The organism is Methanopyrus sp. SNP6, from assembly GCF_002201895.1.
Classification (GTDB): Archaea; JAADCQ01; Methanopyri; order Methanopyrales; family Methanopyraceae; genus Methanopyrus.
In genome coordinates, this window is record NZ_CP019436.1 from 746,097 (window position 1) to 761,968 (window position 15,872).

Here is a 15,872-nt window from a genome sequence, read left to right on the forward strand (position 1 = left end):
AGGGGCGAGATGTTAGAGGATGTCGGGGGGCTCCGAGTCTTTCCATAGGCGCAGCTTCTCGCGCTTCATCTTGCGACGCTGGTCCTCGAGGAACCGGTACACGCGCCCGTGCGGAGCACCCGAGGCGAGCATTTCGATCGCCTTCCTCGCGATCTGAAGTTGTCTGGGTGTTCCGATAAGGGCCACCGTCTTGCCGCGGATGGACACGTCGGCACCGCTGAGCTCCTCGATAAGTTGTCGAGTGCGCCCCTCTCGACCTATGATCCTAGCCCTCTGCCGCTCCAACGCTTTCGGGTTGCGGCCGACAAGCTCGTACAGATCGATTACTTCGAGACTTGCGTCCTCCTCCCTCAGGAGTCGGAACGCACGCTCAGGGGAGAACCCCCGACCTATGGCCAACACACATTCTTTGGCTTTGATGAGATCGAGCGGATCCTTAACACGCTCGGTGGGACGGATCTCGACATCGCCCGTCTTGCTGTCTATGCGCAGTTCAACTCCCGTCTTTTCTTCGATGTAGCGCTTGGTCTCGCCGTCCTTACCTATCAGCACTCCGACGCGATCTTTAGGGATCTTCACGCGCTCGGCGCTTTCGTAGAACTCGTCGGCCAGCTCCGCCAAGTTCTCACCCCCGGACGTACTCGAGGACCTCTTCTAACGTGGGAGTGTCAACTCTCAGGCGCTCGAAGAACCGAATGAGGTTCCGCAAATCACGTATCAACAGCTCTTCGGCGATAGGATGATCCAGCACGACCCCTTGGGAGAAATCTATGATCACGTAGTCGCCCTCGCCCCGGTAGAGGACGTTGTACTCGCTGAGGTCGCCGTGGACTATCTCGGCTTTACGATACATCCTGCGGTAGTCATCGAGGATATTCGAGAAAACGTCTTCCGCGTATTCTTCCTCCGGAGGATTGTCCTTCATCAACGGGTACGGGTTCCCTTCGTCATCTCCTATGAACTCCATAATCAGTACATTGTTCAAGTGAGCGATCGGCTCAGGACACCTTACACCGGCCCCGTAAGCTCGGGTTAAGTTCTTGAATTCCTTCTCGGCCCAGGCATAGACGATACGGTGTCGTTTTCGCCCGATGTTCTCGAATCTGGGATCGCCCCGGATATACCTCCACATCCGGCGGAAGTCGCTGGTAGCGACGCGGTAAATCTTGACGGCGACTAGCTCGTCGCCACGGACTCCCCTGGCGACGTTGGCTTCCTTCCCAGTCTTCACGAACCCCATGAGCCCGTCGATATACCCACGCCTGGACAGCTCGTACAGGGTCATTAGGGTGTACTGGTCGAAGACTTCCTCTTCTACCTTCAGGTCTTCCAGGGTTTTCTCCAGTCTTTTGACCTTTCCTGGTTTCGGCTCCAGTTCCTCGATCGCGGAGAAATACTTATCCTCGGTCAAAGTCAGGCGCCCGGTATAATCTCCTCGAGGAGCTCGGTCACTCGTTCGTCCAATTTACCCTTGCGCTTCAGCCAGTCGACCTGTACCCTAGTATACCTCCACGTAACGTCGGCGCGTTCAGGTTGGAATTCCCATGGTTTCACAAGAACAACGTCTCCCTCCCTGATCCAGACACGCTTCCGCATCTTTCCGGGTATCCTCGCCACTCTAGTCTTTCCGTCGACACACCTCACCTGCACTCGGTCGTTACCCAACATTTTCTCCACGACTCCAAATATTTCACCTTCCTTTGGGAGTCTGATCTTCTTCAGAGTCTCGTCGTCGATACGCTTACCCATCTGCGTCACCCCCGTCTTTAGCCGGTCTCACGAGCTTAAGTACTTCCTCGGAAACTCGGACGCACGCCAGTAGCGCGTCGATACCGGACAGCACCTTCACAGGGCTCCGAGCCTCGAACGTCACTCTGACGCGATTCCCTCGCATACCGATCTCGTGGTGGAAACCTTTGGGTCCACCCTCCCACAGAACGCCGGAAGCTACTTCGGCGGGCAGTTCGAGGACGAGCTCTCCTTCGAGTCGCGAGTCGCCATCAACCCCTTTATGATGGTGCACTCATAGCTTTCCTTACTGGTCTCAGGATCTCAGAGAGGTACCTCGCGGCGTTTTCCTTCAAGTCGAGCGGGTGGAGCTCACCGTCGATGAAGTCCCGCTCCAGCTCTTCGTAGCTGGTGTAAGTGACGTCTCCACCGTATTTCTTCGGACGTTCGATCGTAACCTCATCGTACTCCCGGAATATGAAGTACCGGTAGATCTCGAGAACAGGGTTGCCTTCGGCTTCACGGGCCGGACAATACGCCTTACGAAGCTTCTCTCGGATGACCTCCGGCTCGTCATCGACGGCGATGAAATTGTTCCTGCTTGAGGACATCTTTTCGTCTCCGTCGAGCCCGTGGATGATCGGGGTGTGTAAGCACGTCGGCGAGTCGTAACCTATCTTGGGAAGCACGTCCCGGGCTAACATGTGGATTTTGCGCTGTTCGAGCCCACCGATAGCCAGATCGACGTTCAGGTGCACGATATCCAGTGCCTGCATAAGGGGGTAAACGACCTGGGATACCGGAGGATTTTCCTCACTCCTGGCGATCATATCCATGCTGCGTCGGGCTCGGCGCATGGTAGTATGGCGAGCCATCCGGTACACGTCCAGCGCGTAGTCTTCGTCCAGCTGAAACTCCGACCCGAGGACGAACTCGGTCTTGTTCGGGTCCAAACCCATCGCCAGGAAGCATCGGCGGTTGTAATCCGCCAGTTCACGCACCTCCTCTAACGTGCCTTTCTCGTTGAGATATGCGTGGAGATCTGCTAGGAGTATGATCACATGGAAACCGGCCTCTTGGAGATCGATCATCTTGTCGATGACTAGCTTGTGGCCGAGGTGAACTTTACCCGAGGGCTCGAACCCGACGTACGCTACGGGTTCTTCTTTTTCCTCTAGAAGTTGTCGAAGCTCCTCTTCAGTTACGACCTCGACGGCGTTTCGGGTTACGAGTTTCAACCTCTCCTCGACGTCCACGGACGAGACCCCCTGGCGGCGTCCCGCGTCCGTTAAAGGTATTCTTCAGGAACTATCACGGCGACGCCTCTCAGCAGAATCACGTATACGCGCTGTCCGACGTGAAGGTCGATATCACTTTCATAACACTCGACCGTTTCACCCGTACGCTCTAACACGACACGGGGCGGGGTGTCTTCGATCACCACGGCGGGTTCGGGCTTCAGAACTTCGACGCCCTTCATCTCCTCCCACTCACGTTTGACCACCTCCCCGTTGATGAGATGACGAAGGGAACACCTCTCACCCAGGCCTGTGACTAGGTAAGGCTGGCCATCCACCAGTAGGATATCTCCTTTCCGGAAATGAGGTATCCTCACGGAGATGGTGGCTTTGTACTTGCTCTTACCGCGCTCGCGGTCGAACCCGACGAGCTTGTGCGACTCCCTTACGATCCCGCCGTACGCATCGACGAGGCGGCGGGCGAGCTTGCGTGCGGCATTAAGCGAACCGATGTAGAAGTCGATACCCTCATCCGGATACTCCACATCAGAGATGTAGGCCATAGGATCACGCTCGAGCAGTGAGGCGGCCACTTCCGTCACGAAGTTTTCGACTTCCTCCCGCTCACGCTCGGTCAGCTTACCTCGAAGCGACCGCACTTGGAGTATGGCCTCGTAGTATCCAGACCGGAATTTCATGCACCGATCACACAGCGCGAAGACTACCGGGACCCTGAGGTGGTACTTCCGGGTGAAGACTTCCTCTCCTACCTCCCATTCACTATCGGCGAGTAACTCGACAAGGACGCGGGTTCCGGGACCACCAGGTTCACCCTTAACCTCTAGAGGTTCTATCCGGACGTCCACATCGGGGAGCGTTCGGAGGTTTTCTTCTAACTCCCTAAGCACGTACTCCACGAGCAGCTCTTCGGTACTCCCGACACTTTCAGGAGGGTCTTCCCAGCGCAGCCCGGTGTAACGTGCTAAACACTGCGCACAGACTCGGACCTCCAGTCCCTCGGGTACTTCGATAATCGGGTGTTCTTCCAGGTAACATTCAGGGCACAGGCCGTCTATTGTCGTATCGACCTCACGTCCGCACCGATGACATATCAGCTACCCTTCACCCCCGTTCTGGGACGTATAGACGGTTGTCGGGAATGCCCACGGTGTTGCCGACTCCTACGATGATCACGGTGCTGTCCTCAGGGGCCTCTTTGGCAAGTTCGAGAGCACGTTCGGCGGCTTCTTCCACGGCGTCGACGACGGGCTTAGGCATGGGCATGACAGCTTCCGTCGCACTCATCTTGATAGCCACCGCATCAAGATCGATGCCTTCCTCGGCCGCGATCTGCTCGATTTTGTAGCTCTCATGGCCGGGATCACCCATGGCTACTCCCACGCCCTCGCTGACTTTGCCTGTTTTCTCTCCTTCGAGTTTGAGTGCGGCGTCGATAGTTATAATCTTAGAAACATCACCGTATTCTCTTACGAGTTTCTTTACGGCACGTCCAAGTTTGCCTAAGTTACCACCGGGCCCATGCGCCTTGACTATCACCAATCTGCGTCCCTCTAGCTCCTTCTCGGCGGCCACAGTACCTTTCTCCACCTCTCGAACTGGTGAGTCTCCGATGAGCCTAGCCGCGACCATGGGGCCGACGCTGTCGCCGATAGGCACACACTTGAGGAATGCTTTCGCACCCTCGTAGTTACTCTTCACGAACTGTTTAAATGTCGGCAATAGCATGGTTATTAGAAGTAAGAGCTGTATGTTGTTGGTTTTCTTGGCTGACAACAGCAGGTGTCGGAGATATTGAGCGATAACATGGATGGAGAATACGCACGTAAGTGCCATACTCATGTTATCTACTTCGACACCATCGCGTTTTCCTGTGAGTACTCTTGCGTACGAGCGGAACTTATCTTCACTCCGCTCGATCAAGTTTTCAAGGCGTTCAATAATACCGTGAGGATCCAATTGCACAGGCTGAACCACGAATAGGTTTGCAGCCCGTTGTACGAGTGTTTCAGCCTCTTCCCTATCGCATCTGGCCTGCCTCACTACCATCTGCTGGACTTTCTCGTCTATTTTCCGTATACGTTCTACTTCTCCCTCTATCCTCCTGAAGAGCACCACCTGATAGTAGACCCGAATGAAGAGCCAAAAGAGGACGATGGAGACAATAAAATACACCAGGTTCTCGACTAATGACGTGTCCACGTTCAACGCCAGCACCCCATGGAAGGTCGCTGGACTCCGTCACCCTTATACGTGATGGAATCTGTGTTGCCGGTTGGCGGGGGGACCCGAGTTGGCGCTAAAGAACCCGGCGGTTCACTTACTCTCGGCGTTGTCCCTATGGGGGGTCGCCGGGCTCATACTCGCTGGTGCGCAGTCAGGACTAATCTCGTTCGCCTCCGTACTGTCCTCCGATCCCGGTATGGTTTTAAACGCTTTCGTCCTCTTCCTAGCGCTCGTTAGCGCAAACTCTCCCGCAACTTTCGCAGAGGTCTACATGGGAGAACCTCAACCGTATGCGATAGCATCGATACTGTTCGGATTCACTCCTATAATACCATATCTAATGATTTCACCCTTTCGATGTAATGTGCTTGTGTTAACGGCGTGGTGGAAGCCCATAATCATAGCCTTACTAGCGATATGGTGTATAGAGTTTGTAATATATTATCGCAAGGTGAAAGTCTTCGGGTACAGATACGTGAACGTTCACAGATTCGTATTCCGCTAGTCCTGTCTCTTGACTCCTAGAATACGCCGTTTAGCTTTCTCGAATATCCACAGTAGTGCCTTGATTTCTTTATCTGTACATCTTGCTCTGGCGAGAAACCTCCGGAAAGTCGTGCATACGTTCTCGCGACGGGTGCTGTCGAAGTTCAAAGTCTTCATGAGGTCGTCCAAGGACTTCACTAGCACCTCCTTCTCTCGCTTGGTGGCAGTACGGCCGTACCGTTCAGGCACATACTCTACCTTCTTAAGCTCATAAAGTACTACGGCCACGGAATGCGAGAGGTTCATGGAACGGTACTCCTCGCTTGTCGGGATATGAAGGGTGGCGTCGCAAATCTCGACCTCCCAAGTCCTCAGACCTCTGTCTTCGGGCCCGAATACCACGGCGATCTTCTCGTAGTCAGAAAACGTCTCTCTAACCTCCCAAGGCATCATTGGATTCCTAGCGGGTGTTGAGGCGAGGACAGCGGTCGTCGCTATGGCCGCCTCCACGTCCTCGATAGCCTCCTCCAACGTGTCCACTATCACCGCGTTCTCCAACAGGTCGAGCGCGTGCATCGCCCGAGCTATCGCCACTTCGCCGAGCTCTGACCTAGGCCTTACTAAAAAGAGCTCCTTTACCCCGAAGTTTTTCATGACACGGGCTACGTGACCGACGTTCCCGTCGTACTTCGGCTCTACCAGTACCACCCGCACGTCCAAGCTTGATTCCTCCGGGGTGCAGTCTTTGCTCGAAGGTGTGGTCGTGAACAAGTTTCGGGAGCGAAGGACCAACTACTGGGACGGGGAAGTCGAGATCGAAACGGAGGACGGGAAACTCAAGCTCCGGATGCCCGGAACTATCGCAGGTTGGCTCACGAAGGGCACCAGGGTCAGGGTGCACGGCGTCGACCGTGTACGGTCCGTCGACGTATTTAAAGATGATGTGGAGGTGGAGCGGAAGTACGATGACGAGTGGGTGCCGGTGTGGCCACCGTTCGAGATGGAGACCAAAGTAGAGAAGCGGGATACACTCGGTCGTGGTGTCTACGAGTATAGATTGCGGGCCAGGGAGGCCATCTATCGTGAAGACTTCGAAGCCATTGTGAGCCTCGAACAGTACCATTACGCCTCCGATAAAGACGTGGTGGCAGTGTGGAAATGTAAGGAGTGTGGACGTTTAATAAGGGCCAACCTCAAGCCGGAAGAGTGCCCTGGGTGTGGCTCGTCGCGGATCGAACTTAGAACGATCAGAGGCTCGTTACCCGCTTCCAGGTTCATGGTAGTGGAGTTAATGAACGGCGAGGAGTACGAGCCTGATATCTTGGCATACGTCCGCGTGGATCCTCCTATCCCCAAACTCAACCGACGTCTCGACGGTAAAGTGGAGCGAAACATCAGGGAAAAAGTCTTCAGCAAGAACTGGTTCCACCCCACCTTCGAGCCTAAGCGAGGTAAGACCATCGAGGATATCCTACGTGCCTGCGACACCAAGGCGGCTCGCATAGCACGGGTCGTGGTTCATCCGGAGTACCGAGCCGACGGTATTGGGAGAACCTCGGTGCAAGCCGCTGTAAGATGGGTGAAAGAGCGTCGAATCCCGGAAATGAAGTCGGAAAAACACTTGATCGAAGTTATCGCCCAAATGGCCAGATACCATCCGGTCTTCGAGAGCGTCGGATTCGTATACTTGTGGGATACCGGCTCAGGCCGACCTTACCTCGTGCGTCCGTTGTCGGAAAATGCCAAGCGGAAGGTTTCGAGGTTCATCAAAACTGACAAAATAGCGAGACAGCACGGCGGCCGACTATACAAATCCAGGTTGCGAAAACTCGAGGTAGACCCCTTAGACGGACCGATCGAAGTGAAGCGACTCCATAAGATGTTCTCCACGGAGCTCGACGTGAAAGGGTTGCCCAAGGACGTCGTTAAGCTCCTCGAGGCGTTCGGGGTTCTTCATCGGAGGATCCAACAATACGCGCTTCAGGACGTGAATCTACGGATCGAGCCCGGCGAACTGGTCGTAGTGGTAGGCCCTAGCGGAGCAGGAAAGACGACATTAGTCCGTATGATCATGGGAGCACATGAAGAGTTCATCGAGAACGTCCGTCAGCGCATTATCCGCGAGCTTTCGACGCCGGTAGTGTCCCGAGCACTATATTCCATGGGTACTAACCCTAGAGAGGTAGCGGATAAGTTGGTCAAGGAGATGTACCAACCCGACAAGGGAGAGGTTTCCCTACCTGAAAACACCGAACTGTCCGCGATGATCCCGGGGGAAGTGGAACCCGAGATCGACCCAGGTGTGACCATCATCGAAGACCTGTGGTCGGTGACCGGGGACGTGAACGTCGCTGTGGAGATACTTAACCGGTCCGGTATCTCAGACGCCGTGCTGTACCGAAGCCCGTACGAGCGGTTGTCTCCGGGTCAGAAGGAGCGGGTTCGTCTGGCCAGGATGATAGCGGAGGGGGCTAATCTGATAGTAGTCGACGAGTTTTGCTCGCACCTTGATCCGAAGACCGCCATGCGCGTAGCACGGAGCTTCTCGGAAATGTGCAGGGAGTTAGAGATTACCGCACTAATTATCACTCACAGGTCCGAGGTCATCGATGCGCTAGCGCCGGATAAACTTGTGTACGTCGGGTATGGGTTGGTTGGGGTGGAGTAGAAGAGTTAGCCTTCTTCATGCTCCCCCTCACCTTCGAGCGGTATCGCCAGTACCGGGCAGGGTGACCTTGATAATACACCCTTAGTCGTACTGCCCAAGATGAGACCCTTAACTCCGGAGAGGCCTCGTGTACCCATCACGATCAGGTCGACGTCCCTCTCCTTAGCCTCCTCAACGATCCCTTGAACCACAGAAGGTGACTCCACTACGAGGGTTTCGACATTATCAATGCCTTCCTCCTTAGCCATCTCGGCGATCTCGTTGACGATCTTCTCGGCTTCTTTCACGATCTCCTCGGGCAGCGTAAACGATGGTTTCGTACCCAATGGACTCCATAGCGGAATCACGTGAATCACAATCAGTGTCGCATCTTCTTTCTTGGCGATTTCGATGGCCACTTTGGCGGCCTGCTTAGCGTTTTCCGACCCGTCGGTCGGTACCATAATCCTATCAAACACTGGAGGACACCCCCATTACCGTAGCTTCACCGCGTATAATACCGTAACGCTTCATCTCGGGGGGTAAACCTTGCACCCCATGGCCCGTAAGCACTTTGAGAAACTGGACGAGAGGAACGTACGTGAGCCCGTCGGTCCCAATAAGGAATGTGAGTACTACCCGTGCCACTTTGATAGTCAAGACTGTACATGGTGTTTTTGCCCTTTATACCCGTGTCTAGACGAAGAGCTTGGGGGATGGATTAAGACCAGGAACGGCTCAGAAGTTTGGAGCTGTAAGGACTGTCATCTCATCCACAGACCGGAACCCTCTAAGGTGCTACTTCGAGAACTGTTAAGTGTGGGAAACGGGAGCATATTACGGGGTGCAGAACAACTAGAAGAAAATCCAGAACTCAAGGAGAAAGTGCTTGAAAGTATCAAAGAGGCCTATCGGAAACACCGACAGCACTCCTCACGACGTTGAGGACTTCCTGGTCAATTCGGAACAGCGGGTTAGGATGGAAATCCATGTTCAAGCGCTCCTTGATGAGATGCCTCAAGTCCTCCAGGTGAAGAGGGTTAGGATACCTAACGGGACCGTCCAGTGCAATCAGGTACGCGTGATCACAGCCCTCAAGGTACCTCATCAGCTCGTCCTCGGACGCTTTGGCTAACTCCGCGATCTCAGCGAGATCTTCCTCGGACTGTATCGCCACCTTCTTGATTTCCTCTATGGTAACCTCGCCGAGCACGGTGCACAGTGGACTCGACGCGTACACGATGCAGGTACGTTCTCGGAGGATCGTTCCCGGTAGCCACTTTCTAACTTCGACGTTCTTGACTCCGTCTAGGATCATATCCGCGAATTTCGGCTTTACCGACATCCACACGGGCAAACCGAGAACCCGTAGTGGTGGAGTGCGTTCCTGGTTTTTGTAATCTTTGAGAAGAGCTATTGTAGGGCAAGAAATGGTATGAGGGCGATCGGGATAGTGAGGGTAGTGGGATGCAGAAGGAGGTTACTCCTTGAAGTGCGGAATGACTTCCTGTCCTACGAGCTCGATTGCCTTCTCCTTGTCCGGACCGATCGGTGAACCAACGACGACCTGGGTGACACCTGACTTCAGTAGTTCTTCGACCTTGTCGACTACGGTGTCCGGGTCTCCGGCGATAGAGAAGGCTTCGATCATGTCCTCGTCTACGAGCCCGATCGCGGTGCCGAAGTCTCCCTTACCGATCGCCTCGGCGATCTGCTCGGCCTTCTCCGTGTCGATACCATGACGCTCAAGCACCACGTCCGGAGAACCCATCACGATGAACGCGACCACGATCTTCGTAGCCTCGATGGCCTTATCCTCGTCCTTGTCGATTGAGAAGCACGTGTACGCCGCGACATCAATCTCGTCGAGGCTTCGGCCGGCCTCCTTCGCTCCTTCCTCGATTTTCGGCACGGCCTCTTCGAAGTCCTTCGGGTGCGAAGCGTTGACGAGGACTCCGTCCGCAATCTCACCGGCCGTCTTCAACATGATCGGGCCCTGAGCTCCCATGTAGAACGGAATTTCTGAACCCTGGATCGAGCGCGCGTTCACGTCGGCTGTTCCCGTCTTGACGTACTTGCCCTCATACTCCACCGGTCCGCCTTCCAAGTACTGATAGATCACCTCCTTGACCTCACGGATAGCGGTCGCGGGACCGACCTCATCCTCGGCTTCGGGGTTCCAGATCGGGATCTTACACGGGAACGGTAGTCCCATCTTGTCGAACGTGGCTTTGTCTCCGGGACCAATTCCGATAACCGCACGACCGCCGGAGATCCAGTCCAGCGTGGCGATATTACTCGCAGTGACCAAGGGATGCCGGGTGTACGGGTTGGTGATACCCGGGCCGAGCTTGATCTTGCTAGTGATCACTGCGGCTAGGGTTAAGACTCCCATGTAGGAGTAGTTATTGTAGTGATCACAGATCCATGCGTACTCGAACCCGTTGTCTTCGGCGACCTTGATCAGGTGGGCGATCTTCGTGGGCTTGTCGTCCGGTAGTAACTCGATTCCGAACGATACCTCTGTCATTATCTAAACCCCTACCGAGCATTTGATCTCACTTTTAAATACTGAAGGTCTCGGTGCGGGGCGAACTGAAGTTAGTAACTTCGTTCACCGGCGAGAGTTGAGGTAAACTCTACAGTGGTCGCAAGCGTAACCGGTGGAGTTATTACAACGGCAGAAGACGCGCGTCCTCCGCGGGGGTGTCACTCATTGGTGCGCAGCGTGTCGGTAGGCGAGGTAGCCAGACGTGACGTGATCACGGGTAGTCCCACGGAAACCGCAGTAGAGATCGCCTACAAGATGCGGGAACATGGCATCGGCAGCGTGGTCATAGTGAACGAGAAAGACGAGCCTATCGGTATCGTCACAGAGCGCGATCTCGTGATAAAGGTGGTATCACAGGGTAAGAATCCCGACGAGGTGATAGCCAGGGATATCATGTCTCAACCGGTGATTACCGTCGAGGAGGACATGGAAGTCAACGAAGCCGTGAAACTGATGGTGGACAAGGGGATTCGAAGGCTTCCGATCGTAGATGATGATGGTAAACTGATAGGTATCGTAACGATGCAGGATATCCTTCAGGTCGAGCCCTACTTGGTGGCGACCATAGAGGAGGAAATGAAGAAGTTCCAGAAAGAGCTAGAGGAACTAGAGGAGGTGTCAGAGATTATTGAAGGAGTCTGCGATCTCTGTGAAACTTACTCGGAAGAGCTCCGATTCGTCGACGGAGTGTGGGTTTGTCCCGAGTGTTATGAGGACGTCTTAGGCAGGGAAATCGAAGACAGGGAACTCGAGGAGTGATCACCCGTGCTGACGCGTCGTTCCGGTTTACCAGACACCTCCGTCATGAGGTTAGCCACCACGAACGTCGTATCGATGCCGCCTACCGCCACAGTGAAAAGCGCTGTCGACACGATGATACGGTACGGGTTCCGCCGGATTCCAGTGACGGAACCGGGCGATCTGGAACTGGTAGGCATTCTGACGGGTAAGGATGTGCTAGACTACTTGGTCGGAGAACGTCGGAAGATAATAGAGCGCCGATATGAGGGCACGCTTCTTCCGGCACTCCACGAGCCTGTGAGATCACTAATGAGAACTGAAGTTTACGTCATCACCCCATACGATACCGTCCGTAAGGCCGTTCGAACGATGTTTGAGTTCGAAGTTGGGGCTTTACCTGTAGTGAAAGACAAGAAGCTCGTAGGCATAATCACTGAACGTGACGTTATGGCCGATCTTTACGATGTGCTGGAGGACACGAAAGTTGAAGAGATAATGACCGAAGACCCCGAAACAGTCCCATCGGACATTACGATACTCGAAGCCGCGGAGATAATGGTTGACAGAGAGTTTCGGAGGCTCCCAGTAGTTGAAAACGGGAGGTTATGCGGCCTCGTGACCGCTACTGATGTGCTCCATCACGTCTCCAGCATAGCTACCGAAACATCACCTGATGCGTCCGTTGAAGAAGTTATGGATGTACCGGTAGAAGAAACCATGACGGAAGATGTCATCACAATCGAGCCCGACGTTAATATCGAAGAAGCAGCATTAACGATGAAGGGGGCTAACGTCGGAAGTTTAGTGGTGACGGATGGTGACGATGTAATAGGGGTCATAACCGAACGAGATATTATGTACGCCATCGCCGAGAGAATGTGAGGTACAATGAAACACAGAGGCTGAAAGCCGAAAGAGCAATCCAAAGTGGGTGAGTGTTCCAAACGAATTTGACGGTGGTGGGACTCGGAACGCGAAGCAAGATCATATTGTCAATGCCACCCAACCTCACGCCTCGATCCGGGATCCAGCAGGGGAAGTAAGGTACCTTCACCCATACCCACCCACGCCCATAGACTTTGAACCAAGCGTGTCCCAAGTCCACACGTATCGGTTTTAGGTTCCTCTTAGGTAGCATCTTCGCAATATGAAGCGGTCTGTCATGAACTATATTGATCCCGAACATCTTAGTTTTGGACTTACGATATCTATCCAGCACTAGGATTTCCTTAACTCCAAATTCCTTAAGTGCCCTTACTTCTTCAGGTGATGGGTGTTTATCCATCACCACAACTTGTGGATGAGCATAACGTACCAAGTCACAATTAGGAATTCGTGTGAAGGCGTACGCTGGTGCGTATTTAGGATCATATCGCAACAGTTTACAAAGTCTCATATACCTGTATTTATTACCTAAAAATACCGATTTAACACCATCCATCTCGTACCCTATTATCGGATTAAACTCGTAAACTCTTACCCATCGATAATCACGAATAGGTCGCACACCGACGCGTTCCAGTTCCTTGATCATACGCTTAGCATATGGTTTTCGTGAACTTAATATCAAGAACCGAACTCCTAATACATCCCCTATTTTCAACGCTTTATTGGGCTCTATACGCTTGAATGAACGCTGGTACTGTACGACAATGTCCCGAATTGGAGTACCTTCACGATACCATCCGAAAACTGATGGAGCACCAGTAATGTAAGGCTCCATCCCCCAAAGTGCCCGATATCCTACCGTTGCTACCCTATCCCACGGCCCAGTATGCTCCTTCACCCACAGTAAAGCCGACAGTTCGGAAACTGTGTAGTGAATTGGACGATAAGCGTATTTTAAACCGATTGCTGCATCGATCATCATTATTGAACATATCATTATTAGTACAGCGTGTCGCCTTAGGGACCGGAAATTATCAATAACAAATGCCACAAATGTGCAGAGAATCACTGCTGAAAACATCAAAAACCATTTCGGTTCGAAACCGATCCGTTCCATGGGCTTCTGAAGCACAAGCCCGAAGGACAGGAGCAGTGCCACGCCTGTCATGATCGCAAAGGGGAAGAAAGTTCTCGGACGGCGTCGTGCCGCGAGGATTAGCCCCGACCAACCAAGGAAGAACTGGACCGCACCCACGTATTTAGCATACCTTGTTTTCCAGTAACCCGGTACGAAGAACTCCCACGGATCGTGTACCGAAGACATGCTGATCCACCACTTCGGCTTGGTAGTGTAGGAGTACGTTCGGTACTCAAGGGCGGGTACCAACCACCACGAAACCGCGAGTACTGAGAGCAAGATCGCGGAAAGCACCCACGCGTGTCCCGGTACTTCCGGGAGTATCGAAGGAAGCTCTTCTTTCCCCACCGCCCACAACGTCCAGGATCGAAAGACGCGGAGCGCTACGTAGGCCAGGCACACCGTTATAGCTGCCAGACCTGAACTATGGTGTGTGAGAACGGTCAGTGAGAGCACGAGCGCCAAATAACCGGCCCAGCGACTGCGCTCCCAGACTCTCCGATATACGGCCACGAGCAGCCCGGGAACTAGTGCGTAGAAGACGATGGCAGCAACAGTCGGGATCCGACCTTCAGTGAATGTAATTTCAATGTGATTGTAGGACGTCTGGTACGCGACGGCGGCGATCAGAGACCCTAACGGTGAGGCACCCATCAGACGGGCGGATGCGTACACCGACGGTCCCGCAAGCGAGTAAGCCAGCCAAGTCCACCATTTCCACGCCGTTAGAACGTCCGTCTTTACGAAGTGCGTAATCAAGGCAGGGATGAAGTATGACAGAGGCGGATAGAACCACAGAAAGGGATACCCACAGTACCAGTATTCTGACCATTTCGGGTACGGCACGTCGCCCATCGACCAGAGCTTTTCGAGCATCCAAACCTTAGTCATGTGTCCGCGCGCGTCTGCACCGCTAGGAAACCAGTTCCAACCGTAGTTAAGAGAGGGAGAAGACACCACCGTACCAACCACGAAAGCGACCAGTGCACACAGTACATCTTTACGGTCCAACGTCCTCTTCCTTCCCCCTCGTCCGCGGGGTGAGAGCGTGGCTGACCCTTCTAAGGACGTTAAGAAGCTGTCGATGATGCTCGAATCGGAGGAATGGCGCGTAGAAAAGGCCATAGAGCGTGGTACGATCCGACGTGTGAGGACGTCTTTCCCGGACTTCGCCTACTACAGAACCGTACGGGAATTCGCTGGGTTCGAGCGGGGAACTTTGATCGTCCCGAGCCACGGGTTGTTGTTGCGCGGGTTTCCCAAGATTGAGCGCGCGTTGTTGCTTGAGCCGGCTCTCAGGTCGAGGTTCGGGAAAGCAGGTAAAGTGATCGTAGAAGAAAAAATGAACGGCCACAACGTACGCGTGTTCGAGCTGGACGGAGATGTGTACGCAGCCACGCGCGGAGGTTTGATCTGCCCGTACACTACTCACAAGCTCCGGACTATGTTCGGGGATGAGTTGAAGCAGTTCTTCGAGGATTACCCCAGAACGGTAGTCTGTGGTGAGTTCGTGGGGAAGGAGAATCCGTACGTGTCCCGCGAGTACCCAGAAGCCCGTGACGTGGGGTTCTTCGTGTTCGATGTCCGAGACCCGAGTGGGCGGTTCTGGTCGTACGAGGAGAAGCTGAGAGTTGACGAGTATGGGCTCGAACGCGTCCGGTGCTTCGGTGAGTTCGAGGTGGGCGAGGTCGAGGAGATCCACCGGATCGTCCGAGAGCTCGATCGTGAGGGCCGAGAAGGTATCGTCATCAAGGATCCGGATCGAAGGTTACCCCCACTGAAGTACACGACACACTCGGCGCACGTTGAGGAGATCGAGTGGGCGTTCAGGTTCGCGTTCGACTTAGGTCGTGATTTCGTGCTGACTCGTACGATCCGAGAGGGATTCCAATCGTTTGAATGGTGTGAGGGGAATGAAGAGCTGAAGCGTCGAGGCGCGGAGATAGGGAGGGCGATAGTGGAAGGGTTGAGGAGAGCCGTAGAGCAAGTGGTGGAGGAAGGCGAAGCCTACGAAGAAATCCCACTAACCTTCGAATCACAAGAGTGGTTCGACCGGTACAAAGACTTCGTGAACCAGGTTACCGGAGGAACTCATTCACTTGAGATCATTGAGAAGAGGGAGGACGGAACCGTCCGTGCGGTACTACGAAAGCGTTACTTCGGGACCGGTGATAAGGTGTCACGAATCCTCGAGGAGGGGGTCCTGTAGGG

Annotated in this window: 18 protein-coding genes; 6 read left to right on the forward strand and 12 right to left on the reverse strand. The window is 54.1% G+C overall.

Features of this window, described 5'->3' with window-relative positions; all coding sequences use genetic code 11:
• Positions 1-12: 12 nt before the first annotated feature.
• The 7 genes from BW921_RS04240 to BW921_RS04270 are packed head-to-tail and all read right to left on the reverse strand — an operon-like array spanning position 13 to position 5,186.
• Positions 13-621, reverse strand: coding sequence for a KH domain-containing protein (locus BW921_RS04240; RefSeq protein WP_148688700.1), 609 nt, complete (start codon positions 619-621; stop codon positions 13-15).
• A gap of 4 nt (positions 622-625) precedes the next feature.
• On the reverse strand, positions 626-1,411 hold the full coding sequence (locus BW921_RS04245) for a serine protein kinase RIO (protein WP_210400430.1): 786 nt from the start codon (positions 1,409-1,411) through the stop codon (positions 626-628).
• 2 nt (positions 1,412-1,413) lie between these two features.
• Entirely contained in the window at positions 1,414-1,749 is a 336-nt protein-coding gene (eif1A, locus tag BW921_RS04250; protein WP_088335677.1) for a translation initiation factor eIF-1A, read from the reverse strand.
• On the reverse strand, positions 1,742-2,023 hold the full coding sequence (locus tag BW921_RS04255) for a hypothetical protein (protein WP_148688701.1): 282 nt from the start codon (positions 2,021-2,023) through the stop codon (positions 1,742-1,744). Before BW921_RS04255 ends, eif1A begins: the two co-directional genes overlap by 8 nt.
• The gene (locus BW921_RS04260; RefSeq protein WP_148688702.1) at positions 2,010-2,984 is read right to left on the reverse strand and encodes a tyrosine--tRNA ligase; all 975 of its coding nucleotides are present in this window, start codon (positions 2,982-2,984) and stop codon (positions 2,010-2,012) included. The genes BW921_RS04255 and BW921_RS04260 overlap by 14 nt, the downstream gene beginning before the upstream one ends.
• A 32-nt stretch (positions 2,985-3,016) precedes the next feature.
• Complete coding sequence (locus BW921_RS04265) at positions 3,017-4,081, reverse strand: 60S ribosomal export protein NMD3 (protein ID WP_148688703.1); 1,065 nt, start codon at positions 4,079-4,081, stop codon at positions 3,017-3,019.
• A 7-nt stretch (positions 4,082-4,088) separates the two neighbouring features.
• Positions 4,089-5,186, reverse strand: a complete 1,098-nt coding sequence (locus BW921_RS04270) for a DUF1512 domain-containing protein (RefSeq protein WP_236953799.1) — start codon at positions 5,184-5,186, stop codon at positions 4,089-4,091.
• Between the two features lie 91 nt (positions 5,187-5,277).
• On the opposite strand from BW921_RS04270, the gene BW921_RS04275 reads away from it, so the two are divergent.
• Positions 5,278-5,715 carry a hypothetical protein gene (locus tag BW921_RS04275; protein ID WP_148688705.1) on the forward strand — a complete coding sequence of 146 codons (438 nt, stop codon included), beginning with the start codon at positions 5,278-5,280 and terminating at the stop codon, positions 5,713-5,715.
• Here BW921_RS04275 and BW921_RS04280 read toward each other — a convergent pair.
• On the reverse strand, positions 5,712-6,410 hold the full coding sequence (locus BW921_RS04280; RefSeq protein WP_236953800.1) for an RNA methyltransferase: 699 nt from the start codon (positions 6,408-6,410) through the stop codon (positions 5,712-5,714). The genes BW921_RS04275 and BW921_RS04280 overlap by 4 nt on opposite strands.
• Positions 6,411-6,441: 31 nt before the next feature.
• Between BW921_RS04280 and BW921_RS04285 the strand changes: the two genes are divergently transcribed.
• Positions 6,442-8,364: a GNAT family N-acetyltransferase gene (locus BW921_RS04285; RefSeq protein WP_148688707.1), complete on the forward strand. Its 1,923-nt coding sequence runs from the start codon at positions 6,442-6,444 to the stop codon at positions 8,362-8,364.
• Positions 8,365-8,369: 5 nt separating this feature from the next.
• On the opposite strand, the gene BW921_RS04290 is transcribed toward BW921_RS04285, so the two are convergent.
• Positions 8,370-8,822, reverse strand: coding sequence for a universal stress protein (locus BW921_RS04290; protein ID WP_148688708.1), 453 nt, complete (start codon positions 8,820-8,822; stop codon positions 8,370-8,372).
• A gap of 79 nt (positions 8,823-8,901) precedes the next feature.
• Here BW921_RS04290 and BW921_RS04295 point away from each other — a divergent pair, with 79 nt between their 5' ends.
• Positions 8,902-9,288, forward strand: coding sequence for a cysteine-rich small domain-containing protein (locus BW921_RS04295; RefSeq protein ID WP_148689311.1), 387 nt, complete (start codon positions 8,902-8,904; stop codon positions 9,286-9,288).
• On the opposite strand, the gene BW921_RS04300 is transcribed toward BW921_RS04295, so the two are convergent.
• Both BW921_RS04300 and mer read right to left on the reverse strand, forming a co-directional pair.
• Positions 9,242-9,694, reverse strand: coding sequence for an ASCH domain-containing protein (locus BW921_RS04300; protein ID WP_236953801.1), 453 nt, complete (start codon positions 9,692-9,694; stop codon positions 9,242-9,244). The two genes, BW921_RS04295 and BW921_RS04300, sit on opposite strands and share 47 nt — an antisense overlap.
• Positions 9,695-9,823: 129 nt before the next feature.
• Entirely contained in the window at positions 9,824-10,873 is a 1,050-nt protein-coding gene (gene mer, locus BW921_RS04305; RefSeq protein WP_148688710.1) for a 5,10-methylenetetrahydromethanopterin reductase, read from the reverse strand.
• Between the two features lie 189 nt (positions 10,874-11,062).
• Between mer and BW921_RS04310 the strand changes: the two genes are divergently transcribed.
• Both BW921_RS04310 and BW921_RS04315 read left to right on the forward strand, forming a co-directional pair.
• Positions 11,063-11,653: a CBS domain-containing protein gene (locus BW921_RS04310; protein ID WP_232452942.1), complete on the forward strand. Its 591-nt coding sequence runs from the start codon at positions 11,063-11,065 to the stop codon at positions 11,651-11,653.
• 6 nt (positions 11,654-11,659) lie between these two features.
• Positions 11,660-12,517, forward strand: a complete 858-nt coding sequence (locus BW921_RS04315) for a CBS domain-containing protein (RefSeq protein ID WP_168168740.1) — start codon at positions 11,660-11,662, stop codon at positions 12,515-12,517.
• Here BW921_RS04315 and BW921_RS04320 read toward each other — a convergent pair.
• Positions 12,489-14,672, reverse strand: coding sequence for a 6-pyruvoyl-tetrahydropterin synthase-related protein (locus tag BW921_RS04320; RefSeq protein WP_168168741.1), 2,184 nt, complete (start codon positions 14,670-14,672; stop codon positions 12,489-12,491). The two genes, BW921_RS04315 and BW921_RS04320, sit on opposite strands and share 29 nt — an antisense overlap.
• A gap of 37 nt (positions 14,673-14,709) precedes the next feature.
• Between BW921_RS04320 and BW921_RS04325 the strand changes: the two genes are divergently transcribed.
• Positions 14,710-15,870, forward strand: coding sequence for an RNA ligase (locus BW921_RS04325; protein WP_148688714.1), 1,161 nt, complete (start codon positions 14,710-14,712; stop codon positions 15,868-15,870).
• The last annotated feature ends 2 nt before the right edge of the window (positions 15,871-15,872 follow it).

What these genes read in the sequence shown, in the direction of transcription:
- eif1A (WP_088335677.1), bottom strand. Translation starts at nt 1,749, where the DNA reads ATGGGTAAGCGTATCGACGACGAGACTCTGAAGAAGATCAGACTCCCA.
- BW921_RS04295 (WP_148689311.1), top strand. Translation starts at nt 8,902, where the DNA reads ATGGCCCGTAAGCACTTTGAGAAACTGGACGAGAGGAACGTACGTGAG.
- mer (WP_148688710.1), bottom strand. Translation starts at nt 10,873, where the DNA reads ATGACAGAGGTATCGTTCGGAATCGAGTTACTACCGGACGACAAGCCC.